Origin of the sequence: Paraburkholderia ginsengiterrae, from assembly GCF_001645125.1 — a bacterium.
Taxonomy (GTDB): Bacteria; Pseudomonadota; Gammaproteobacteria; order Burkholderiales; family Burkholderiaceae; genus Paraburkholderia; species Paraburkholderia ginsengiterrae.
Genome location: NZ_LXKA01000110.1, coordinates 423,327 through 445,765, shown reverse-complemented (window position 1 = coordinate 445,765; position 22,439 = coordinate 423,327). Strand labels below are relative to the sequence as shown.

The following is a 22,439-nucleotide window of genomic DNA, read 5'->3' as shown; positions in this document are numbered from 1 at the left end:
ATGGCGAAACACTTTCCGATCAAGACGCTCATCGGCCTCGCTCAGGACGATGTGGACGCCGCCGCGCAACGTCTGGGCCGCGCCCAGCGCGAGCGCAACGACGTTCAAGCGCAGCTCGACGCGCTCGTCCAGTATCGCGACGAATATCACGCGCGCTTCACGGCAACGGCCCAGAGCGGCATGCCCGCCGGCAACATGCGCAATTTCCAGGCATTCATCGACACGCTCGACGCGGCCATCGAACAGCAGCGCAATCTGCTGACGACGGCCACCGCGCGTGTCGAGGCCGCCAAGCCCGACTGGCAGCGGCAGAAGCAGAAGCTGGGCTCATATGAAGTGTTGCAGGCGCGCGGCGAAGCCGCCGAAGCGAAAACCATGGCGCGGCGCGATCAGCGCGACGCCGACGAACACGCCGCACGTATTTTGAGAATGCGCGCTGAAGGCGTCTGACGTGCATGAGGCGCAAGCGTATGCCTCGACTGACCGAACACCCCGTTTGACGGATTGACAGGATTCCCTATGTCGCTTCTTTCACAGATTGGCTCGCTGCTCGGCACCGGCAGCAGCACGTCCGCCAGCGCGGCCATGAACGCCGCGGCGAACGCCATGCCGTTCTCGCAGACTTTGCAACAGAGCATCGATCAGCAAAACAGCGCGGCGGCGCAAAGCGCCAGCCAGCAGAAGGCATCGGCGCAACCTTCAGCCTCATCGAGCGCGTCTGGATCCACGGCGCCTTCGTCGAGTGTGCACGACGCTCCGCCGCCGCCTGATTCCTCCACGAGCAGCACGAGTGACGCGAGCAGCAGCAAGACCACTGACCAATCGGCGAGCACGAGCTCGCCCGCAGCGGCGTCGAACAACGCGCAACCGGCCTCGAACGACAACACCGCCGCGACACCGGCGAAGTCCGGCACGACGTCCAGCCAGACCGCCGCGGGCACGGCCGCTGCTGCCGCCGTGGCTCAGGCTCAGGCACAAGCTCAGGCGCAGCTCCAGACCGACGCGACCAGCGCCACCACGCCCACCACCGCCGACCCCGCGACCACTTTGACCGATGCCGCGACGGCGTTGCCCGGCACGTCGAGCGACCCCACGACCGCCGGCACGTCGGGTAAAAAATCCGCCTCCACCGATCCGAAGGCGGCACAAGACGCGTTGCAGGCGGCATTGGCCGCGCTGGCCAGCGGCCAAGGTGCGGTCCCGGCGCAGACGATGGCAATGGCGAACGGCGCGGCGGCCAACACCGCGACGCCGGCCAACGGCCAGGCGAACGCGAACACGGGGTTGAGCGGGACATCGAACGGCAAGACTTTGGCGGCGGGCCTCTTCGGCGACAGCAAGGGATCCGCTGCTGCCAGGGCGGCGTTGACCACGACGGCGACGACGGTGGCGGACCCATCGACGGCGGCAACATTGGCGGCTGACACGTTGACGGCGGCGGCATCCGGCGGCACGCAGACTGACGACGCAGCGTCCTTCAAGAGCGCCGCCGACGCGGCCACGGCAGCGCTGGCGGCAACGCAGGCTGCGGCGAGCAGTGCAAGCACGACCACCGCTATCCAGACCACCGGCAACGCGGGCGCCGCGGAAGCGGTGAACGCGTTGTCCCCGCAGGTTGGCACGACTGACTGGGAGGACGCGTTGAGCCAGAAGGTGGTGTTCCTGTCGAACGCGCACACGCAGAGTGCCGAGCTGACGTTGAACCCGAAGGATCTGGGGCCACTACAGGTTGTGTTGCAGGTTGCCGATAACCATGCACATGCGTTGTTTGTATCGCAGCACCAATCGGTCCGTGAAGCCGTCGAGGCGGCCTTGCCGAAGTTGCGCGAGGCGATGGAGTCAAACGGCATTGGTCTGGGCAGCGCGAGCGTGAGCGACGGCTTTGCGCGTCAGGGCAGCCAGCAGCAGAGCGCCAACTCCGGCCGTTCCGGCGGCCGCGCGAGCGGCACGAGCGGATCGTTCGGCGGTGGCGGTTCAGACGCGGTCGCGACAACAGTCAACGTCCCGACGCGCCGCACGGTAGGCCTGGTCGACACGTTTGCATGAGAGATGCCTTAGCTCGGCATTTGCGGTAAGCAAAAGGCAATAACCAAACCTGAGTTTGTAGTTGGTTGACAAGCGGCGCCCCCAGCGGGCGCCTATTCGCGTCTGCTGGTTGGAAGAGCGACCGTGCGGGCGCGCGCAGCGCCGCCGGAAGAATGACTGCCTTGTCACGAGCGCGGAGTGTGCGACGACACTGATTCCAGATGCACCACTACCCCCTCCAAGCCAGGGGCTCCGCTTAAGGGTTAGCGGTGGGAAAGCGGCTTTCTTTGCCTACTTTCTTTGCCGCGGCAAAGAAAGTAGGTGCCGCCCCGCACAGGGGCAACGCCAATAGACCACTAGCAAAGCAAGGAAAGGCCAACCCAACACAAACAAGACCACCAGAACAGCAAGGAAAGGCCAAAGAAAGCAAAAACAAGAGATAGCCACCAATCCCCCTTCTTTTCGACCCATCGCGCCGCGAGCAAATCAACAACAATCACCCTCACCAGCACTAAAGGCAAGCAAAGCAAACCCCATGGCAACCACAACCGCAAACCAGCAAGCCGCGCCCGCCTCGCCGGGCCCCTTGAAGCGCATCATCCTGATCGCCCTCATTGCGATCATTGCCGCGGGCGCAGCCGGCGCGGGTGTGTGGTTCTTCATGTCCAAACAACACGCCCCGGTAGCACCCGCCACCGCGGCCGAACCCGCGCCGTCGCCGGTGCCGCTGTTCTTCCCGCTCGAATCCATGACCGTCAACCTGCAATCCGACGACGGCCAGCAGCATTTCCTGCGCATCGGCCTGACGCTCAAGCTCAACGACGCGAAGACCCAGCAGGAACTCACCGACCACATGCCGGAAGTGCGCAGCCGCATCCTGCTCGCGCTGTCGAACAAGCACCCCGAGGAGCTCGCGCCGCTCGACGGCAAGCGCGCGCTCGCCACGGAACTGCAAACGCTGATCGAGCAGCCGACCGACAAGGGCGCCGCGCCGATCCACGTCCAGGACGTGCTGTTCACCGAATTCGTCGTGCAGTGACGTCTGCCGTGACGGTATTCAGCGCTGCCATCATCAACCGCCAAGGGACGCACGAGGAATAAGGAATGGGCCACGAAGAGTTCATGTCCCAGGAGGAGGTCGATGCCCTCCTCAAGGGCGTAACCGGCGAGTCCGACTCGGAAGCCGAGCAAAGCGATCGTGCGGGCGTACGGCCCTACAACATCGCGACGCAGGAACGCATCGTCCGCGGCCGGATGCCCGGCCTCGAAATCATCAACGACCGCTTCGCGCGTCTGTTGCGCGTCGGCATTTTCAACTTCATGCGGCGCTCGGCGGAAATCTCCGTCGGTCCGGTGAAGGTGCAGAAGTACAGCGAATTCACCCGCAACCTGCCGATCCCGACCAACCTGAACCTGGTGCACGTGAAGCCGTTGCGCGGCACGTCGCTGTTCGTGTTCGATCCGAACCTGGTGTTCTTCGTGGTCGACAACCTGTTCGGCGGCGATGGGCGCTTCCATACGCGCGTCGAAGGGCGCGATTTCACGCAGACCGAGCAGCGCATCATCAACAAGTTGCTGAACCTGGTGTTCGACAACTACACGGCGTCGTGGAAAAGCGTGCGTCCGCTGCAGTTCGAATTCGTGCGCTCGGAAATGCACACGCAGTTCGCCAACGTCGCGACGCCGAACGAAATCGTCATCGTCACGCAGTTCTCGATCGAGTTCGGCACGACGGGCGGCACGCTGCACATCTGCATGCCGTACTCGATGATCGAACCGATCCGCGACATCCTCTCTTCGCCGATCCAGGGCGAGGCGCTCGAAGTCGACCGCCGCTGGGTCCGCGTGCTGTCGCAGCAGGTGCAGGCGGCGGAAGTGGAACTGACCGCCGACCTCGCGCAGGTGCCGGTCACGTTCGAACAGATCCTGAACATGCGCAAAGGCGATGTTCTGCCGATCAACATCCCCGAGCACATCACCGCGAAAGTCGACGGTGTGCCGGTGATGGAATGCGGTTACGGAATTTTCAATGGTCAGTACGCGTTGCGGGTCCAGAAGATGATCAGCGCAGCCGACACGATGAAGGAAGGTGGATATGAGTGACCTGAACGCAAAGCCCGAAGCCGAACTGGCTGCCATCGACGCGCAGTTGGCCGCCGACGCAGCCACGGCCGAAGACGACGCGGCGATGGCCGACTGGGCCAGCGCGCTGGCCGAGCAGAACGACAACACGGAAGTCAACGTGGCCTCGGCCGGCGTGTTCCAGCCGCTCTCGAAAGTCGAGGCGACTTCCACGCGCAACGACATCGACATGATCCTGGACATTCCCGTCCAGATGACCGTCGAGCTCGGCCGCACCAAGATCGCGATCCGCAATCTGCTGCAACTCGCGCAGGGTTCGGTGGTGGAACTGGACGGCATGGCCGGCGAACCGATGGACGTGCTGGTGAACGGCTGCCTGATCGCGCAGGGCGAAGTGGTGGTCGTGAACGACAAGTTCGGTATCCGCCTGACCGACATCATCACGCCGTCCGAACGCATCCGGAAGCTGAATCGATGAAACGCTTTGCCGGCCGCGCCACGGCGCGCCTTGTTCTGTCTCGCGCCGCGCTGGCCGCGAAGCTCGCGGCGCCGGTCGTCGCGCTGCTCGCCACGTCGGCCGCTCGTGCTGCCGATATCAACGCGGTCAACAACGCCGCGAATATCGCTTCGGGTGTCGGTGCCGGCACAGCCGTTCCGGCGCTCGGCGTCGGCGCGGTGCTGCAGACCATCGTCGGGCTGCTGGTCGTGATCGGCCTGGTGTTCGGCTGCGCATGGCTCGCGCGCCGCTTCGGCTTGCAGCCGGCAAACCGCGGCGGCCTCGTGAAGACGGTGGGCGGCGCCTCGCTCGGCGGCAAGGAGCGCGTCGCGGTGGTCGAGATCGGCGATACCTGGCTGGTGCTCGGCACCGCGCCCGGCAACGTGCGCCTGCTTCATACGATGCCCGCGGGATCGGCCGCGGTCGAACCCGCCGGCGCCACGCAAGCAGGCAATTCACCCACTGGCGCGGCCTTGCCGGGCTCTTTCGGCCAACGCTTTCGCGATGCGTTGAAAGGCGAAGTCGGCAAACGTTTCAACGGGCAAGGCCGCGAGGTTCGGTAATGCAGTTCAGTGTTCAATCCGCGCCGGTATCGACGCACTCGGCGCATTCAGCGCAATCCGCTCGCAAGTCTCAAGCCGTTCCGAAACTCACCACCACGCTGGGTTCCGCGCTGCCCGGCGCCGCCCCGCTCGCGCTGCCGGCGCTGATGCTCGCGCTGCCGACGCTGTCGTTCGCGCAAACCGCCGGCTTGCCGGCCTTCAACACGAGCCCCGGCCCGAACGGCGGCACCACCTACTCGTTGAGCGTGCAGACCATGCTGCTGCTCACGATGCTGTCGTTCCTGCCGGCCATGGTGCTGATGATGACGAGCTTCACGCGCATCATCATCGTGCTCTCGCTGCTGCGCCAGGCGCTCGGCACGAGCACCACGCCGCCGAACCAGGTGCTGGTCGGGCTAGCGCTGTTCCTCACGCTGTTCGTGATGTCGCCGGTGCTCGACAAGGCCTACACCGATGGCTACAAGCCGTTTTCTGACGGCTCGCTGCCGATGGAAACCGCTGTCAACCGCGGCCTCGCGCCGTTCAAGACCTTCATGCTGCGCCAGACCCGCGAAACCGACCTCGCTCTTTTCGCCCGCATCTCGCACGCCGCGCCGATGCAAGGCCCTGAAGATGTGCCGCTGTCGCTGCTGGTGCCCTCGTTCGTGACCAGCGAGCTGAAAACCGGCTTCCAGATCGGCTTCACGATTTTCATTCCGTTCCTCATCATCGACATGGTGGTGGCGAGCGTGCTGATGTCGATGGGTATGATGATGGTGTCGCCCGCGACGATTTCGCTGCCGTTCAAGCTGATGCTGTTCGTGCTGGTGGATGGCTGGCAGTTGCTGATTGGCTCGCTCGCACAGAGCTTCGTTTAACCGCGCGTTGCGCGCCCGCTTACGCCCTTTAAGCCCTACGCATCCGGTTCCGACTCCATGAATCAAGAATCCGTCATGACGCTCGCGCACCAGGCCATGTATGTCGGCCTGCTGCTCGCCGCGCCGCTGCTGCTGGTCGCGCTGGTGGTCGGTCTGGTGGTGAGCCTGTTCCAGGCCGCCACGCAGATCAACGAAAGCACGCTGTCGTTCATTCCGAAGCTGCTCGCGATTGCCATCACGATGGTGATCGCCGGTCCGTGGATGCTGACGACCATCCTCGACTATCTGCGCCAGACGCTCACCAACATTCCGACGCTCGTCAACTGAGCGCGGCGCCGGTCTCAACCTTCCCTGCCCTGCCGCGATGTTTTCCGTCACCTACGCACAGCTGAACGTCTGGCTCACCGCGTTCCTGTGGCCGTTCGTGCGGATTCTCGCGCTGGTCGCCACCGCGCCGGTGCTCGGCAACCGCTCGCTGCCCACCCGAGTGAAGATCGGACTCGCGGCCTTCATCACGATCATCGTCGCACCCACGCTCGGCGCGCTGCCGCAAGTCACGGTGTTTTCCGCCGCGGGCGTGTGGATCATCGTCAACCAGTTCCTGATCGGCATCGCGCTCGGCTTTACGATGCAACTCGTGTTTCAGGCGGTCAGCGCCACGGGCGACTTCGTCGGCCTCGGCATGGGTCTCGGCTTTGCAAGTTTCTTCGATCCGCAGGTGAGCAGTTCGAGCCAGGTGCTGGCGAGCTACATGAACACGCTCGCCATGCTGGTGTTTCTCGTAATCGACGGGCATCTGCAGATGATCAGCGCGCTGCTCGCCACGTTCCAGTCGGTGCCGGTGTCGGCGAACGTTCTCGGCGCGCCCGGCTGGCGCACGCTGGCAACCTTTGGCAGCACGGTGTTTTCGGCGGGCCTGCTGCTGTCGCTGCCGGTCGTCGCCGCGCTCCTGATCACCAACCTCGCGCTGGGCATTCTGAATCGCGCCGCGCCGCAGATCGGCGTGTTCCAGATCGGCTTCCCGCTGACCGCGCTGATCGGCCTGCTGCTTCTGCAGTTGATGATCCCGAACATGATTCCGTTCTTCATGCGCCTGTTCGACATCGGCATCGACCAGATGGGACGCGTGGCGGCCGGGTTCAGATAGCGCAAATCACCGCGCGCCGCGCCACGGCACACGCTCCAAAAGAAGAAGGGCGGAACCGGCTCACACCGGTTCCGCCCTTCTTCGTTTCAGACCCGCTCGTGCGATCAGTTCAGGTACTGGAACAGCGAGACGCTCTGAATCTTCACGAACGCCTGTTGCGCGGCTTGCAGCGCGTTCTGCGTCATCGTGTACTGACCGATCGTCTTGGCCATGTCGGTCTGCGTCAGATTCGCGAGGTTGCTCGAGGTCTGCAGCGTGTTGGTTTGCGTGACCGTCTGCAAGGCCTGCACTTCCTGTTCACGGCCACCCACCGCTGCCTGCGCGGTCACGACGTTGTTCATCGTGTTTTCGAGCTGGGCCATACTGGTGGTCAAGGCGCTCTGGAAACTCGCGGTCGAGGCACCGCCCGACACCGGCGTTTGCAGCGTCGTGATCAGCTGGCTCAGATTGGCGAACACGTCCATGCTGCCTTGCGTCGCCGGCGTCACCGTGAAGCTGTCGCCCGCGTTCGGCGCACCGCTGATCGACACCGATTGGCCGCCGAGCGTGATGGACGAACCGGCCGTGAAGGGCTGCGGCCCACCCGTGGTCGTCACGCCGGTAGCCGGATTGGTCTGACTCACCGTGTAAGTGGTCGCCGAGGTGAAGTTGATCGAATACTTATCCGCGTTCGCCGGATTGGTCGGGTTGGTCAGGCTCACCGAACTGACCACGCCCGTGCCGGTGTTGCCGGCCGTCGCCGCCGGCACCGCGTTGGTACCGATCGGCGCCACGCTGCCGAAAATCGCGAGGCCGTTGTCGCCGGTTTGCACAAGGTGCGAGTCGGTGACCTGCACGGTCGGCGTGCCAGTGTCGCCCGAGTAGGCCACGACGCCGGCCGCGTTCGTAGTGTACGGTTGCGCGCCGCTTTGATAGCCCGCGAACAGGTAGTTGCCCTGCGGGTCGGTCGCATTGGCGAGCGTCATCAGCTGGCTGCGAAGGCTTTGCAGTTGCGTCGCGATCGAACCGCGGTCGCCGTCGTTCAGCGAGCCGTCGCCGGCGCGCAGCACCAGCGTATGGATGCTTTGCAGCACCGTGTTGACGCTGCCGAGCGTGGTGTCTTCCTGCTGCAGCGAGGCGAGCGCGGTGCCCTGATTGCTGGTGTATTGCGACAGGGTGGTGGCAGTCGAGCTCAACTGCACGGCCTGCGCCGCGCCGAGCGGATTGTCCGACGGCGAGGAGAGGCTCACGCCGCTGGAAATCTCCTGGTACAGCTGCGACAGCTGAGCTTGCTGATCGCTCATCGTCGCCACGTTCATGGTGAAGTACTGCGTACTTGAGATGCGCATGTTCAACGCCTCACTGGAAGATGCCAAGTATCGTCTGGAACAGGGTCTGCGCGGTCTGGATGACCTTGCTGTTAGCCTGATACATCTGCTGATACTGAAGCAGGTTGGCTGCTTCTTCATTGATATTCACGCCCGACACCGACTGCTGCGCGGTGGTGATCTGCGTCACCAGCGAAGTCTGCGCCGTGCTCGCGGTTTGCACCTGGTTGGTCTGGTTGCCGATCTGGTTGACGTAGTTCGCGTACGCGCCCGACAGCGTGACCGTGCCGCCCGCCAGCGCTTTCGCGGTGGACAGATTCGACAGCGCCAATGCGTTGCGGCCGTCGTTGGTGGCGCCGGTGTTCGGCCCGATGGTGAACGTGTCGCCGGCAGCCGGCGCGCCACTGATCGTCACCGAGACGTTGTTCATCTGGCCGGCGGTCGCGCTGGTGATCGTGAGCGCGGCGCCCGTGGCCGCCGAATACGGCACCACGGTCGCCGCACTGGCGATCGGATAGCTGGTCGGGGGCGTGCCCGCCACCGTCACCGTCGAACCCGCCGCGAAGCCGGACAGACCCGCGCCGTTGTACGTCAGCGTGGTGGTCGCGTTCGGCATGGTGTAGCCGGCCGTCACCGTGCCCTGCGTGATCGTGCCGGTGCCGGTGTTGCTCGCCGTGGCCGCGCCGAGCACCGGCGCCGCGGCGGCAAGCGCCGACGGGTCGGTGGTGGCGGTCGCGAAGCTGTTCAGCGCGCCGCGGGTCGGCTCGACCGTGAACGAGTCACCGGGGTTCATCGTGCCGGTGGTCGAGAAATTCAGGCCGTTGATCGGCTGGGCCAGGGTGGTCGCCGAACCCACCACCGCACCCGTCGAATTGTTGGTCAGCGTGTAGGTGGTGCCGTTGTAGGCCAGCGTGTAGTCGCCGGTGGTCGGCTGCGCGGGGTTCGCGAACGATACGTTCAGCTGCGCGTTGCCGGTGTTCTGCGTGTTCGCATAAACCGTCGGGCCACCCACCGAAAACAGCGCGCCACCCTGGGCGCCGGCGAGCGTGATGCCGAGCTGGTTCTGCGAGTTGACCTGCGAGGCGAAGCTCACGGCAATCGCGCCGAGCTGCGCTTCGCCCGGATCGAGCGTCTGGCTGCGGAACGCGAGCAGGCCACCGAGCGTGCCGCCCGTGATCTTGCTGTCCGGCAGGTTTTGCGGCGTGGCCGCCGGATTGGCGCCGGCCTGGCCGAGATACTGCACCGACAGTTCGCTCGTGTCGCCCGTGGAGGGCGCCGTGCCGAGGTTATAACTGTTGGTGGAGGACACGAGCGGCTGGCCGTTGCCCATGAAAACGCTGTAGCTGCCGTTGCTGTTGACCACCTGCACGCCGATCAGCTGCGAGAGCTGGGACACGGCTTGATCGCGCTGATCCAGCAACTGGTTCGGCGGCTGGCCTTGCGAGCTGGCCTGGGAGATCTGGCCGTTCAGCTGCGCGATCTGCTGCGTGTAGCTGTTGATCTGCGAGACCGTGTTCGAGAGCTGCGTGTTGACGCTCTGGCGCAGCGCGTCGTATTGCTGACCGGCGGCGTTGATCTGGTTGACAAGCGTCTGCGCGCCACTCATCGCGGTCTGCCGCGTGGCCAGGCTGGACGCGTTGTTCGAGACGTTCTGCAAGCCGGTGAAATAGCTGGTGATCGCGCTTGCAATCCCGGCGGTCGGGCTGCCGATCAGATTGTTCAGTTGCGAAATCAGCGAGTTGTACGTCGACAACGAGCTGCCCGACGACTGTGCATTGTTGAGCTCAGTGGTCAGATACTGGCTGTACTGGCGCGTCACGGTGGTGGTCGAGACGCCTTGCGGCAGATAGCCGGAACCCGTGTACTGGCCACCCGTTTCCGCATACACCGGCGTTTCGATGGTGTAGCCTGGCGTCGACGCGTTGCTGATGTTCTGGCCAGTCGTCGTGAGTCCCCACTGGGCTGCGTTCAGTCCGCTGAGGCCGAGATTGATTAGATTGGACATGCGCCATCCTGAAGGGCGACACCGACCACTTGCCGCCGCGTTACTTGAACAGTCTGTTTAACGGCCCCAATAACGAAAAATTGAGGCTATTGCGCTGCATGCCCGGCTTTTGTTTCAACGTTTGCGAGCCTTGCCAGTCGTGGCGCCGGGTCATGCCGCGGGTCGTTCCGCGAATCGTGCCGCGAAGATCAGCGCGCGAGTGAGCGGCGCTTCATCTCGAGCTGGGTAATCAGACGTTGCAGCGTGTTCTCCGCGCTGCCCGGCAGTGCCAGAAAACGGAAGCCGAGTTGATAGCGCTGCGTGCCGTTCGGCAACGCAGTGGAGCGATGCGACACGAGCTGCAGATCGAGCGAGAGCCGGCCGAGCCCGCCGAGCGACAGTTCGCAATCCATCAGGCGCGTGCCCATCGGCAACTCGGCCACGCGCACGTCGGCGGTGCGCATGCCGACGCCGCCGAGCGACAGGTCGTGCACTTCGAAGCGGAACGTATCGCCTTCAGGCAGGCGGCCGGTGCACATGTACGGGTCGAGAATCGGCGCGTCGACGCGGAAATACTCGCGGCGCTGCACGTAAAACAGCACCTCGGGGAAGTCGGCCTCGAATGCGGGCAGCCCTTCGTAACGGGTTTCGCGCGGCGTGGCGGTGGCGAATTCGACGCGCACACCGTCCGGCTGGGCGTGGAACTGGCAGCGCGGCGCGGCGAGCAGCCCTTTGTTCTGCTCGGGCAACGCGCCCCAATCGAACGTGAACGTACGGCCGCGCACGTCCACGTCGAGCAGCCGCGTCACGATCTGGCCGCCGGCGTATTGAGCAGTGAGGAAATCGCCGCGATTGACGAGATTGCGCAGCTGAACGCCGATCTCCAGCGGGTTGCGACGGCCAAAATCATTGGCGCTTTCGTCTAGCGGAGCGGGAGGCTGGCCGTGCGTGTCGGTTTGGCCGTTCGACTGGGTAGTATCCATGGGCTTGCCGGTATGCATATTCTTGCGATCGCGTGCCAAGGCTCCTTTTGGGGCTTTCGCGCGGTCTTCATCGAAGCCGCAGCACGCGCTTTCAACCGGACATTACTGCGCTTTCCGGTATCAGGTGTAACTGATTAGCGGCAGCGTCCCGTCAAAATTTAGGGCGTTGTAATGAATTATTTGCCGCAAACGTTAAAAGGCGCAATCCCTGGTGCGGGTGGACCGGCCGCCATGGGCGGCCGGCCTCGTCCGTCTTGTTATGCACCTGGCCCCGTCGCGTGCATGGTATTTATCCGGTCGAATGATCCGGTGATTCAAACTGCATCAAACTGCATTAACGGCAGGTCAGCCCATCTTCTGCATGATGGACATCAGTTTTTTCGCGTAATGCGGGTCGGTGGCGTAGCCCGCGCGCTGCATGCCGTTGGCAAAACCGTTCACGTCGTGCGCCGAATTGATCACTTGCGCATAACGCGGGTTGCCCTTGAGCAGGCTCGCGTAGTCGGTCATCGCTTCCTGATACGAGTCGTAGGCGCGGAATTTTTCCACTTTGCGCTGCGGCTTGCCGTTCACATACTCGGTCGTGACCGTCGAGACGGTCTTGCCGGTCCAGTCCTTGGTCGCCTTGATGCCGAACACGTTGTGGCTGGTCGAGCCGTCCGTCTTCCTGATCTCGCTCTTGCCCCAGCCCGATTCAAGCGCGGCCTGACCGATGATGAAGCGCGCCGGGATGCCGGTGGCCGCGCTGGCGGCCTGGGCCGGTTCGGCGAGCTTGTCGACGAACGCGTCGATCTTCGGCGAGCTGCCGTCGCCCTTCAGCGGCGGCGTCAGCGCGCTGTTGGCCGAGTAGCCCTTGCCCATCGCCAGCTGGCCGTTGGCCTGCGCATTGCCGTAGGCCTTGGCGAGCGCGTTGAGCGCCGCAGTCTGGCCTTCGTCGCCGCCGCTGCCGCCGCCCAGTGCGTTGGCCATGCCGGCAAGTCCACCCGCGCCGCCGGCACCGCCGCCGACCTGCATGCCCTGATTGCGCATCAGTTGCTTGAGCATGGCGTCGGCCACGCCGATACCCTTCTGCGAAAGCTGCTGCGACAGCTGCTGATCCAGCATCGACGTGAACGTGGCGCTGTCATGCGAATCGAACGGGCCGTCCTGCGGCGTCGCATCGCGCATGCTCTTCAACATCATCTGCGTGAACACCGCGTCGAATTGCTGCGCAGCCATCTTCATGCCGGCTTGCGGCGAGGCCTTGGCCTGTGCGCTCAGCTTGGCGAAGCCCTGCACGTCGAGCGCGAAGCGCTGGGTCAGGTCGTTCGCCGCGTTGGCGGAGTTGGTCGTATCCGAATTCATCTGGCGTGCTCCTTAGATGATTTCCAGGTCGGCGCGCAGAGCGCCCGCCGCTTTCATGGCCTGCAGGATCGACATCAGATCCGCGGGCGTCGCACCCAATGCGTTGAGCCCCTTCACCACTTCGGCGAGGTTGGCGCCGGCGGTCACCATTTTCAGGGCGCCGTTGTCCTGCTTCAGCTGAATCTGCGACTGCGGAGTCGCGACGGTCTGACCGTTCGAGAACGGGCCTGGCTGGCTCACCGCTGTCTGCGTATTGATCACCACCGAGAGGTTGCCGTGCGCCACTGCGCAGTTCTGCAGCGTGACCATCTGATTCATCACGATCGAACCGGTGCGCGCGTTCAGGATCACCTTCGCGGCGGCTTGCGCGGGCTTGACGTCGAGGTTCTGCAATTGCGCCATGAAGGCGACCTGCTGCTCCGGATCGGTCGGTGCACGCAGTTGAATCGTGCGGCCGTCGAGCGCGGTCGCGGTGCCGCCGCCGAAGGCGTTGTTCACCGCGGCCACCACGCGCTGCGTGGTGTCGTAATCCATGTCGTTCAGATCGAGCTGCATGATGCCCGCTTGCGAGACCGACGTGGGCACCGTGCGTTCGACGATTGCGCCGCCAGCGATACGGCCCGCGGCCAGCGAGTTCACCTGCACCTTGCTGCCGTTCGCGCTGGCGCCGGCACCGCCGACCGCGAGGTTGCCCTGACCGAGCGCGTAGACCTGACCGTCAGCGCCCTTCAACGGCGTGAGCAGCAGCGTGCCGCCACGCAGACTCTTCGCATTGCCGAGCGACGACACGGTTACGTCGATCGCTTCGCCCGGACGCGCGAACGGCGGCAGCACCGCCGTCACCATCACCGCGGCAACGTTTTTCAGCTGGATGTTCGACAGCGACGATTGCTGATTGGTCGAGCCCGCCGCCTGGTTGTTGATCGAGATGCCGAGGTTCGCCAGCATGTTGGCGAGCGTCTGCGTGGTGAACGGCGTTTGCGTGGTCTGGTCGCCGGTGCCGTCGAGACCGACGACAAGGCCATAGCCGATCAGCGGATTGTCGCGCACGCCCTGGATCTGCACGAGGTCCTTCAGACGTTCGGCATGCGCGGGCGTCGCCGCCGGCAGCGCCGCGCAGGCCAGCGCGACGAAGGCCAGTGCGCGGCCGAGGCGGGCGAGGCGGTTACGGAAGAAAGCGGTACGCATGATCACCACGGCGACACATTGAGGAAGAAGCGCTGCAACCAGCCCATGTTCTCGCCTTCGTCGATATAGCCCTTCGCGGAGTATTCGATTTTCGCGTCGGCCACCTGGGTGGAGTACACGGCGTTCAGGTTGGAAATCGTGTTCGGATTCACCACGCCGGAAAAGCGCACGAACTCGTTGCCCTGGTTGATCAACATCTGCTTTTCGCCGCTGACCATCAGGTTGCCGTTCGGCAGCACGCCCGTCACCGTCACGGTGATGGTGCCGTTGAAGGTGTTCGACGCGTTCGCGCCGCCCGTCGCCGAGAACTTGTTGGCGCCAGTCGCGTTCAGGTTGGTCTTGGCGAACAGCCCGCCGAGAAAGCCCGCGGTCGGCACGTCGAAGCTGGTGTTGCCGTTGCGGTTGATGCCCGAGCCCGAGGACTTCGTCGCGTTGACGTTTTCCTGAATCACGATGGTCAGGATGTCGCCGACATTGCGCGGCCGCTGGTCTTCGAACAGCGGCCGGCCCGCGTAGCCCGGATTGAAGATCGAGCCCGGCGACTGCGCTTGCGGCGGCAACGGCGGCAGGGCCGTCATCGGCTGCTGCGTGATCGGCTGTTTTGGCACGAGCCCGCAGCCGCCCAGCGCTGCGAGCAGCGTGAGCTGCACGAGCGCCTGAGCGGTGCGCGAATGAACCGGATGACGAGTGAAGTGCGACATCATGATTACCGCCTGATCTTAATTCCCAGTCCCTTAAACCTGCATCTGGCTCAGGGTCTGCAGCATCTGGTCGGAAGTCGTCACGGCCTTGCTGTTGATTTCGTAAGCGCGTTGCGTCTGGATCATGTTCACCAGTTCCTGCACCACGTTCACGTTCGATGCTTCCACGTAGCCCTGATTCAGCGTGCCGGCGCCGTTCAGGCCCGGTTGCGCGACGTTCGGCGCACCCGACGAAGCGGTTTCCGCGAACAGGTTTTCGCCCTTCGCATCCAGACCGGCCGGATTGATGAAGGTCGCGATCTGCATCGAGCCGAGCTGCTGGCTGTTGGTCGAGCCGGCCACGGTGATCGACACCACGCCGTCGCTGCCGATGGTGAGCGAGGTTGCGTTGGTCGGGATCGTGATGGCCGGGATCACCTGATAGCCGCTCGACGTCACGAGCTGGCCCTGGGCATTCGTCTGGAACGAGCCGTCACGCGTATAGGCGGTCGTGCCGTCGGGCATCTGCACCTGGAAAAAGCCCTGGCCGTTGATGGCGACGTCTTTCGAGTTGCCGGTCTGCTGCAGGTTGCCCTGGGTGTACAGACGCTCGGTGGCGACCTGCTGCACCCCCGTGCCGAGCTGGATGCCGGACGGCAATTCGGTGTTTTGCGTCGAGTTCGCACCCGGCTGGCGGATGGTCTGATACAGCAGATCCTCGAACACCGCGCGCGAGCCCTTGAAGCCGTTGGTGCTGACGTTCGCGAGGTTGTTCGAGATCACGTCCATCTGCGCCTGTTGCGCATTCATGCCGGTTGCGGCGATGTAGAGTGAGCGATTCATATTTTTCTCCTATCTGGATCCGTCAGCTAAAGCTGAGCAACTGGTTGGCGGATTGATCGTTCTTGTCGGCGTTTTCCAGCAGCTTGGTCTGCATCTGGAACTGCCGCGCGTTGGTGATCATCGCGACCATCGCGCTGACCGGATTCACGTTGCTGCCTTCGAGCGAAGCCGGCGCCAGCGTGACCACCGGATCGGCATCGGCGGCGTTGCCGTCGGCGGTGCGAAAGAGGCCGTCGTTGCCGCGCGTCATGGTTTGCGGATCCGGATTCACCAGCTTGAGCTGATCGACCGTCACCACGGCCGTCGGCGGATCGCCCGGCGTCAGCGCGGACACCGTGCCGTCCTTGCCGATGGTGATCTGCGCACCCGGCGGCACCGACACCGGACCGCCATTGCCGAGCACCACCTGATTGGTGGCGTTCACCAGTTGGCCGTTCTCGTCGATGTGCAGGTTGCCGGCGCGCGTGTAAGCCTCGCCGCCGTCGGCGGTTTGCACCGCCAGCCAGCCCGGCCCCTGAATTGCCACGTCGAGCGGATTGCCCGTCTGCTGGATCGGCCCAGGCGTGTAGTCCGCGCCCGGCGTCGACGACAGCACGAAGGTACGCGTGGTGTTGTCGTCGACCGTACTGCCGTCGCCGAACGACATCGGCACGGCCCGGAACGTCGCGAGCTGCGCGCGAAATCCGGTGGTCGAGGCGTTCGCCAGGTTGTTCGCAACGATGGCCTGCTGTTCGAGCGCCTGGGTGCTGCCCGACATCGCGGTGTAGATCAGCCGATCCATGATGGGTGGGTCCCGGTCGCTTACAGGTTGATCAGCGTCTGGTCGACGGTCTGCTGGGTCTTGATCGTCTGCGCGTTCGCTTGATAGTTGCGTTGCGCGGTGATCAGGTTCACCAGTTCGCTCGTCAGATCGACGTTCGAGTTTTCCACCGCGCCGCCTTGCAGCACACCGTGGTTGGTCGAGCCCGGCGAGGAGATCTGCGCGACGCCCGATTGGGAGGTCTGCTGGAACTCGTTATTGCCGAGATTCACGAGACCGTTCTGGTTCGAGAAGTTCGCCAGCACGATCTGGCCGAGGGCCGCGGTTTGCTGGTTCGAATAGTTGCCGGTCAGCGTGCCGTCGGCGCCGATCGTGAAGCTCGTCAGCGTGCCGGCCGCGTAGCCGTCGGGCTGCAGCGAGTTCACGCCGTCCTTGCCGCCGTACTGCGTCGTGCCGGCGATGTTCAGCGTCAGGTTCTGCGGCGTCGACGAGCCGTCGGTAGTCGGAATGCCGAAGTTGAAGACGAACGGCGTGGTGGTCGCGACACCGGCCGCGTTGGTCGTGCTGAGCAGCGTGCCCGACGAATTGAAGTTCGCGTGGCCGATCAGGCTCGCCGTGCCCGTCGAGGTGCCTGCGTACACGTTCCACGTGCCCGCCGACGTCTTGGCGAAATACATGTTGACCGTCTGCGAGCCGCCGAGCGAATCGTAGACCGTCGTGCTGGTCGAGTAGTTGTACGTCGACGAGCTGTTCTGGTTGAACGCGACCGGGGTCGGCGCGATCGCGTAGCTGTCGCCGGTCGCCGGCACGCCGTTGAACGTGACGGTCTGGCCGTTGCCGAGCTGGATCGGTGTGCCGGCCGTATAGGTCGCGGGCGGCGCGGTGGTCGTGCCGAGCGTCGCGTCGGTCACCGTGTAGGTCGTCGGGCTCGTGAAATTGACGGTGAAGTTGTCGTTGTTCGTGCCCGACGCGGTGTTCGTGATGGTCGCGCCCGGCGTCGTGAGCGTGCCGGTGTTGCCGCCGCCGGCCGTCACGGTCGGCGTGCCGAGCATCAGCGGATCCTGCGCGTTCAGGTTCAGACCGGCGACGATCTTGGTGGTCGCTTGCGGCGCGATGTTCGCGGTCGGCACGCTGAGCGGCACGGTTTGCGCGGTGTTGATGATGCCTGAGCTGTTCGCGGCATAGCCCATCAGCTGCAGGCCTTGCGCGTTGGTGATGAAGCCGTTCTTGTCGAGCTGGAACACGCCGTTGCGCGAGTACACCAGCGAGCCGTTATTCGAGAGCTGGAAGAAGCCGTTGCCGTTGATCGCGACGTCGAGCGCCTGGTTGGTGCTGGTGATCGTGCCTTGCGAGAACTGCTGCTGCACTTCGGAGAGCTTCGTGCCGATGCCGACCTGGTTGCCCACCGCGGTCGCCACCGAATTGGCGTACATATCGGCGAATTGCGCAGCGCCGCTCTTGAAGCCAACCGTATTCGCGTTGGCAATGTTGTTGCCGATCACGTCGAGATCGCTCGACGACGCCCCCAAACCACTCAAACCTTGTTGGTAACCCATGACGGTCTCCGTATCTGGAAAGTCTTGACTGACTGAATCTGAATCAGAGGATGGCCGCGACGCTGGTCAATCCGACCGTCGTACCGTTCGACAGCACGAGGCCCGGCGTGCCATTGCTCTGCTGGACGACGCTTTGCACCGTCGCGCCAGCGAGCGTGGTGGCAGTAGCCTGCTGGCCGTTGATCGTGCCGACCGCGCTGATCGTGTAGGTGCCGTCCGGCAGCGTGTTGCCCTTCGAATCGGTCGGCGTCCAGCCCACCGGGATCGTGCCGGCGGACTGCTTGCCGAGGTCGATCGTGTTGACGATCTGCCCTGCCGAGTTCTTCACCACGACCTGCAGGTCGCCGACCGAGTTGGCGAGCTGCACGCCGAACGAGCTGGCCTTGCCGCTCGCGACCGTCACCGAGCTGCCCGGCGCGAGCACGGTCGAGCCGATCAGCAGCGCGGCTTGCGACTGCTGGCCCGCGGACATTTGCGTAGCGAGCGAGGTAAGCGTCGTGTTCAACTGGCTGATGCCGGAGACCGTGTTGATCTGCGCCAGCTGCGAGGTCATCTGCGAGCTGTCCATCGGATTGGTCGGGTCCTGGTTCTTCAGCTGCGCGACGAGCAACTGCAGAAAGGTGTTCTGCAGATCGGTCGCCGAGGTCCCCGAGGTGCTGCTGGTCGAACTGGTGGAACTGGTCGAACTCGAGGCCTTGTTCGTGCCGTTCATCGTGTCGAGCAGCGTTTGCGACACGGTCGTGCCGCTGCCGCCGATGGTGGTGTTGGTGGTCAAGGAGCTCTCCTCAGGTTCCGATCGTGAGCGTTTTCAGCATCAGTGTCTTGGCGGTGTTCAGGGTCTCGACGTTGGCCTGGTACGAGCGCGACGCCGAGATCATGTTGACCATTTCCTGCACCGGGTCGACGTTCGGCATCGTGACGTAGCCGTCCGAGTTGGCCGCCGGGTTGCCCGGGTCGTAGGCGGTCTTCATCGGCGTCGGGTCGTCGACCACGCCGGTGACCTGCACGCCGCCGACCTGCTGGCCGGAAGCCGTGCGCGCGCCACCGAGCGGGCTCACCGCGAACACGACCTGCTTGGCCTTGTACGGCTGGCCGTCAGGGCCGGTCGTGCTGTCCGCGTTGGCGAGATTCGACGCCGTCACGTTGAGCCGCTGCGACTGCGCGGACATCGCGGAGCCTGCGACGCCGAAAATGTTCATTAAAGATGGCATGTTTCCTGACCTCTCTCCTGTCGATCCGGAGTTAGCGCTTCAGCGCTTACTCCGGTCCCATGCAACGCATTTACCGGTTCGACCCGGCTTCACGTTAGTTCCCGTAGCGATTTTTCTTGCGTACTGCCGTGTTGCTTGCTGTGCTGCCGGCGCGGCTTCTTTACGAGCCTGACTGGATCGCCGCCAGCATCGTCTTGATCTGGCCGGACAGCACCGTCATTCCCGATTCGAAATGCAGCGTGTTGTCCGCGAACTGCACCCGCTCGGTATCGATGTCGACCGTGTTGCCGTCGAGCGCGGGTTGCGTCGGAATGCGGTATTGCAGGTTGCCGTAGTCGTCGGACGTGCCGCCGGTCGGCGTCAGCGTCGCCTTGCCGGACATGTGGCCCGGCGCGGTCGACACCATCGACATGCCGCTCGTCACGCCCGCGGGTTGCGTCATGGCAAGCGTCGAGTTGTTCGACGCGGCGGTGCCGGTGGCGCCACCGGCCTTCTTCAGCGCGCCGGCGAGCGACGAGGCGAAGTCGACGTCGCGCGCCTTGTACCCAGGGGTATCGGCGTTGGCGATATTCGACGACAGCAGCTCCTGCCGGTAGGCGCGCACATCGAGCGCTTCACGGCCAAAGGCGAATTCGGCATCGAGTTTGTCCAGCATAAGAATCTCCGGAGAACGTTCCCGAGGCTTCCCATGCAAACCTCGCGTGAAGGCTGCGCCAGGCGGGAAGACCTTTTTGCATGAGGTGCATCTTATGGGCCGAACGCAAGCGGCAATCGGACGAATAACCGGGAAAGGGGGCTTCTATTCAACGTTTGCGCAAAGGGGGCGCTCACTAGAATGCAAGCCATACACCGATGCATTCGATGGAGAATCGCCATGGACCAGCCCACCTTCGATCCGCCGCAGCGCGCGAGCCGCGCCGCCGCGCGTCGTGTCGGTGCGCGCGCCGTGCGCCTTGCTTCACGGATGGCCTCGCAACTGGCATCGGGTTCGGCGCTGTGCCTGCTGGCCGGCGCCCTGCTGCTCCCGCCCGCCGCCCAGGCTCAGGACGCCGGCGGCCCGATCGTGATTCCCGGACCTGGTGAAAAGAATCCGGCCGCGCTCGCCGACCTGGCCGCGCACCTGCAGGACACGCCGGCAAAACGCGTCGGCTCCGCCGCCACGCTGGCCGCGGCCACCGCGCAGTCGCTGACGCCTGGCACGGTCGCTCGCAATACCGACTCCTTCACACGCGCGGCCAACGCGAGCGGCTCGATCGTGATTCCAGGCATGGGCGAACCGCCTGCCGCGCCGCAGATGATTCGCACCAACTTCAAGCCCGACGCCAACGGCGTCGTGACGATTCCCGCGCCGGGCAGCGCCGGCCCGGCGGCCAATGGCGCGGTCAATTCCGCAGCCAGCATCGCCGCCAGCGCGCCCGCGACAGACGGCTTCGACAGCCTGGCTTCACGCGGCGAGCCGCCGCAACTCGGCGCGAACGGCACGCCGGTCGTGAGCAAAGGCACCGTTGCCATCGCCACCGTCGCCGCGCCCGCTCCGAGCGCCGCGCCGACCCCGGCCACCATCGGCCGCATCTCGGCGACGCGGGCAGCCGCGCCCGCCGTCGCGCAACAGAATCTGCGCCCCGCCGCGGTTGCGCAGCCCGCGCCGCTGCCCGGCCAGCAAGATCCCGAAGCTATCCGCAGCGCGGCGCTCGCGTTTCTGCAGCAGCAGTCCACTGGTTTGCCCGGCAAGGTCGACATCAGCGTTGCGCCGGCATTTCCGCGCGGACTCGCGGCCTGCGCGACGCTCGCGCCGTTCATGCCCACCGGCGCGCGCCTGTGGGGCCGCACGACCGTCGGCGTGCGCTGCGCGGGCGAACGCCCGTGGACCATTTATCTGCAGGCGCGCATTTCGCTGCATGCCACCTACTATCTGGCCGCCCGCGCGATGGCGCCGGGCGAAGTGCTCACCGCCGCCGACCTCGTGGCGCGCGACGGCGACCTGACGGGCTTGCCGCAGGCGATCGTCACCGACCCCGCGCAAGCGGTCGGTTCGGTCACGCTGACGCGCGTCGCCGGCGGCATGCCGTTGCGCCGGGACATGCTGAAAAGCGCGTCTGCGGTTTCCATCGGACAAACGGTGCGGGTCGTGGCGGCCGGCGACGGTTTCGCGATTTCGGCCGAAGGCAGCGCGCTGAACAACGCGTCGCCCGGCCAGCAGGTGCGGGTCAAGACGGCCAATGGGCAAATCATTTCCGGCATCGTGAAAGACGGTGCGACCGTGGAGATTCAACTGTGAACCGCCGCGGCGGTGGCGTCAGAGCGGATCGGGACGCGCCGGCGGGTGGCACGGGCATGACAGGAATAGCAGGAATCGCGGGCATGGGGCCCGCCAAGGGGCCGGATCAGCTTGCAAGACGGGGCAGGACCTGGAGCGATTGCGCTAAAGTTTTGATCAACGCTTGCCGTTATCAGAATCAAATCGTTCAGGAAGCCCATCGTGAAAGTCGATTCCACATCCAATTCGAATCTGCCGACGTTGAAAGACGGCCTCTCCCGCTCGCAACAAAGCGATGCGGCGACCGCCAACACCGGCGCGCAGAGTGCGGGCACAGCCTCGCAGACCACCAGCAGCGGTTCGGGCGACGCCAGCGTCAGCCTGTCGGGGCTCTCGCAGCATCTGCGCAGCCTCGCGGCGTCCGGCTCGGCCGACATCGACACGGCGCACGTCGAGTCGATCAAGCAGGCCATCAAGGACGGCACGCTGACGATCGACTCCGGCAAGATCGCCGACGGCGTGCTGAACACCGCACGCGAACTGTTGCAAAGCAAAACCTCGTCGGCCGGCAACTGATCGACGCATCGAAGTATGGTGACGTGCCGGGCGGCGTTCGACAAAACCGGCTCGCGAATCAAGCGCGAGCCGCCGTGTTCAGCGAGTTGTTGAGATGAAAGACGCCCTGCTTGCCACCCTCGTCGAAGAACATTCGGCTGTCGAGGCCTTTGCCTCCATTCTGACGCTCGAAACCAAGGCACTGACTGCCTTGTCGCCGCTGGAACTCCTGCCGCCGATCGTCGAGAAGAAAACCGAACTGATCGGCCTACTCGCCAACCTCGAAAGCACTCGCGACAAATTGCTCGCCGAGATGGGCTTTCCGTCCGGCTGGTCCGGCATGGAGCTCGCGGCCAGCACCGACACCCGCCTCGCCGGACAATGGTCGCTGCTGCAAAAAGCCGCCGAACGCGCGCGGCGCAGCAATACCAGCAACGGTGAACTGATTCGCGTGCGGATGGACTACAACCAGCGTGCGCTGACAGCGCTGCAGGTGGCCGTGCCGCAGAAGGCCGGTTTTTACGGTCCGGATGGCCGGATCCCGGCTCGCGCCGCCGTGTGAAGATGGCCGCGGACTCGCGCATTCAGATGCGCGGGCTTC

24 protein-coding genes are annotated in these 22,439 nt (G+C 64.7%); 12 read left to right on the top strand and 12 right to left on the bottom strand.

The features are described from left to right. The 9 genes from fliJ (at position 1) to fliR (ending at position 7,170) form a co-directional block, all read left to right on the top strand. The gene (gene fliJ / locus A6V37_RS10100; protein WP_064267105.1) at positions 1–450 is read left to right on the top strand and encodes a flagellar export protein FliJ; all 450 of its coding nucleotides are present in this window, start codon (positions 1–3) and stop codon (positions 448–450) included. 69 nt (positions 451–519) lie between these two features. Beyond that, the gene (locus tag A6V37_RS10095; RefSeq protein WP_064267104.1) at positions 520–2,046 is read left to right on the top strand and encodes a flagellar hook-length control protein FliK; all 1,527 of its coding nucleotides are present in this window, start codon (positions 520–522) and stop codon (positions 2,044–2,046) included. Positions 2,047–2,560: 514 nt separating this feature from the next. Next, positions 2,561–3,064 carry a flagellar basal body-associated protein FliL gene (fliL, locus tag A6V37_RS10090; RefSeq protein ID WP_064267103.1) on the top strand — a complete coding sequence of 168 codons (504 nt, stop codon included), beginning with the start codon at positions 2,561–2,563 and terminating at the stop codon, positions 3,062–3,064. A gap of 65 nt (positions 3,065–3,129) precedes the next feature. Then, positions 3,130–4,128, top strand: coding sequence for a flagellar motor switch protein FliM (gene fliM / locus A6V37_RS10085; protein ID WP_064267102.1), 999 nt, complete (start codon positions 3,130–3,132; stop codon positions 4,126–4,128). Continuing rightward, positions 4,121–4,585, top strand: coding sequence for a flagellar motor switch protein FliN (fliN, locus tag A6V37_RS10080; protein ID WP_064267101.1), 465 nt, complete (start codon positions 4,121–4,123; stop codon positions 4,583–4,585). The genes fliM and fliN overlap by 8 nt, the downstream gene beginning before the upstream one ends. Beyond that, positions 4,582–5,166: a flagellar biosynthetic protein FliO gene (gene fliO / locus A6V37_RS10075; protein WP_082902649.1), complete on the top strand. Its 585-nt coding sequence runs from the start codon at positions 4,582–4,584 to the stop codon at positions 5,164–5,166. Before fliN ends, fliO begins: the two co-directional genes overlap by 4 nt. Before the next feature lie 146 nt (positions 5,167–5,312). Then, positions 5,313–6,023 carry a flagellar type III secretion system pore protein FliP gene (fliP, locus tag A6V37_RS10070; protein ID WP_157447863.1) on the top strand — a complete coding sequence of 237 codons (711 nt, stop codon included), beginning with the start codon at positions 5,313–5,315 and terminating at the stop codon, positions 6,021–6,023. A 57-nt stretch (positions 6,024–6,080) separates the two neighbouring features. Next, positions 6,081–6,350 (top strand): flagellar biosynthesis protein FliQ, encoded by a 270-nt coding sequence (fliQ, locus tag A6V37_RS10065; protein WP_064267099.1) that lies wholly within the window; start codon positions 6,081–6,083, stop codon positions 6,348–6,350. A gap of 37 nt (positions 6,351–6,387) precedes the next feature. Further along, on the top strand, positions 6,388–7,170 hold the full coding sequence (gene fliR, locus A6V37_RS10060) for a flagellar biosynthetic protein FliR (RefSeq protein WP_064267098.1): 783 nt from the start codon (positions 6,388–6,390) through the stop codon (positions 7,168–7,170). Positions 7,171–7,274: 104 nt separating this feature from the next. Here fliR and flgL read toward each other — a convergent pair whose 3' ends face one another. From flgL to flgB, 12 genes are all read right to left on the bottom strand, one after another. Continuing rightward, entirely contained in the window at positions 7,275–8,498 is a 1,224-nt protein-coding gene (gene flgL / locus A6V37_RS10055; RefSeq protein WP_064267097.1) for a flagellar hook-associated protein FlgL, read from the bottom strand. Positions 8,499–8,508: 10 nt separating this feature from the next. Beyond that, positions 8,509–10,482, bottom strand: a complete 1,974-nt coding sequence (gene flgK / locus A6V37_RS10050; RefSeq protein WP_064267096.1) for a flagellar hook-associated protein FlgK — start codon at positions 10,480–10,482, stop codon at positions 8,509–8,511. A 188-nt stretch (positions 10,483–10,670) separates the two neighbouring features. After that, positions 10,671–11,444 carry a flagellar brake protein gene (locus A6V37_RS10045; RefSeq protein WP_207547597.1) on the bottom strand — a complete coding sequence of 258 codons (774 nt, stop codon included), beginning with the start codon at positions 11,442–11,444 and terminating at the stop codon, positions 10,671–10,673. 345 nt (positions 11,445–11,789) lie between these two features. Next, a complete protein-coding gene (flgJ, locus tag A6V37_RS10040) occupies positions 11,790–12,788 on the bottom strand; it encodes a flagellar assembly peptidoglycan hydrolase FlgJ (protein ID WP_064267095.1) in 999 nt (332 codons plus the stop codon). A 12-nt stretch (positions 12,789–12,800) separates the two neighbouring features. Then, the gene (locus tag A6V37_RS10035; protein WP_064267094.1) at positions 12,801–13,976 is read right to left on the bottom strand and encodes a flagellar basal body P-ring protein FlgI; all 1,176 of its coding nucleotides are present in this window, start codon (positions 13,974–13,976) and stop codon (positions 12,801–12,803) included. 2 nt (positions 13,977–13,978) lie between these two features. Continuing rightward, the gene (gene flgH / locus A6V37_RS10030; protein WP_064267203.1) at positions 13,979–14,677 is read right to left on the bottom strand and encodes a flagellar basal body L-ring protein FlgH; all 699 of its coding nucleotides are present in this window, start codon (positions 14,675–14,677) and stop codon (positions 13,979–13,981) included. Positions 14,678–14,710: 33 nt separating this feature from the next. Then, positions 14,711–15,499, bottom strand: a complete 789-nt coding sequence (gene flgG, locus A6V37_RS10025; RefSeq protein WP_064267093.1) for a flagellar basal-body rod protein FlgG — start codon at positions 15,497–15,499, stop codon at positions 14,711–14,713. 22 nt (positions 15,500–15,521) lie between these two features. Then, entirely contained in the window at positions 15,522–16,280 is a 759-nt protein-coding gene (gene flgF / locus A6V37_RS10020; RefSeq protein WP_064267092.1) for a flagellar basal-body rod protein FlgF, read from the bottom strand. Positions 16,281–16,300: 20 nt separating this feature from the next. Next, on the bottom strand, positions 16,301–17,815 hold the full coding sequence (locus A6V37_RS10015; protein ID WP_064267091.1) for a flagellar hook protein FlgE: 1,515 nt from the start codon (positions 17,813–17,815) through the stop codon (positions 16,301–16,303). A gap of 43 nt (positions 17,816–17,858) precedes the next feature. Continuing rightward, on the bottom strand, positions 17,859–18,590 hold the full coding sequence (locus tag A6V37_RS10010) for a flagellar hook assembly protein FlgD (protein ID WP_064267090.1): 732 nt from the start codon (positions 18,588–18,590) through the stop codon (positions 17,859–17,861). A gap of 10 nt (positions 18,591–18,600) precedes the next feature. Then, a complete protein-coding gene (flgC, locus tag A6V37_RS10005; protein ID WP_064267089.1) occupies positions 18,601–19,026 on the bottom strand; it encodes a flagellar basal body rod protein FlgC in 426 nt (141 codons plus the stop codon). A gap of 160 nt (positions 19,027–19,186) precedes the next feature. Continuing rightward, positions 19,187–19,681, bottom strand: coding sequence for a flagellar basal body rod protein FlgB (gene flgB / locus A6V37_RS10000; RefSeq protein WP_064267088.1), 495 nt, complete (start codon positions 19,679–19,681; stop codon positions 19,187–19,189). Positions 19,682–19,900: 219 nt separating this feature from the next. Between flgB and flgA the strand changes: the two genes are divergently transcribed. The 3 genes from flgA (at position 19,901) to A6V37_RS09985 (ending at position 22,400) form a co-directional block, all read left to right on the top strand. Next, positions 19,901–21,304 (top strand): flagellar basal body P-ring formation chaperone FlgA, encoded by a 1,404-nt coding sequence (gene flgA, locus A6V37_RS09995; RefSeq protein ID WP_064267087.1) that lies wholly within the window; start codon positions 19,901–19,903, stop codon positions 21,302–21,304. A 201-nt stretch (positions 21,305–21,505) separates the two neighbouring features. Beyond that, positions 21,506–21,859, top strand: a complete 354-nt coding sequence (gene flgM, locus A6V37_RS09990; RefSeq protein WP_064267086.1) for a flagellar biosynthesis anti-sigma factor FlgM — start codon at positions 21,506–21,508, stop codon at positions 21,857–21,859. 94 nt (positions 21,860–21,953) lie between these two features. Then, positions 21,954–22,400, top strand: coding sequence for a flagella synthesis protein FlgN (locus A6V37_RS09985; protein WP_064267085.1), 447 nt, complete (start codon positions 21,954–21,956; stop codon positions 22,398–22,400). Positions 22,401–22,439: the final 39 nt, after the last annotated feature.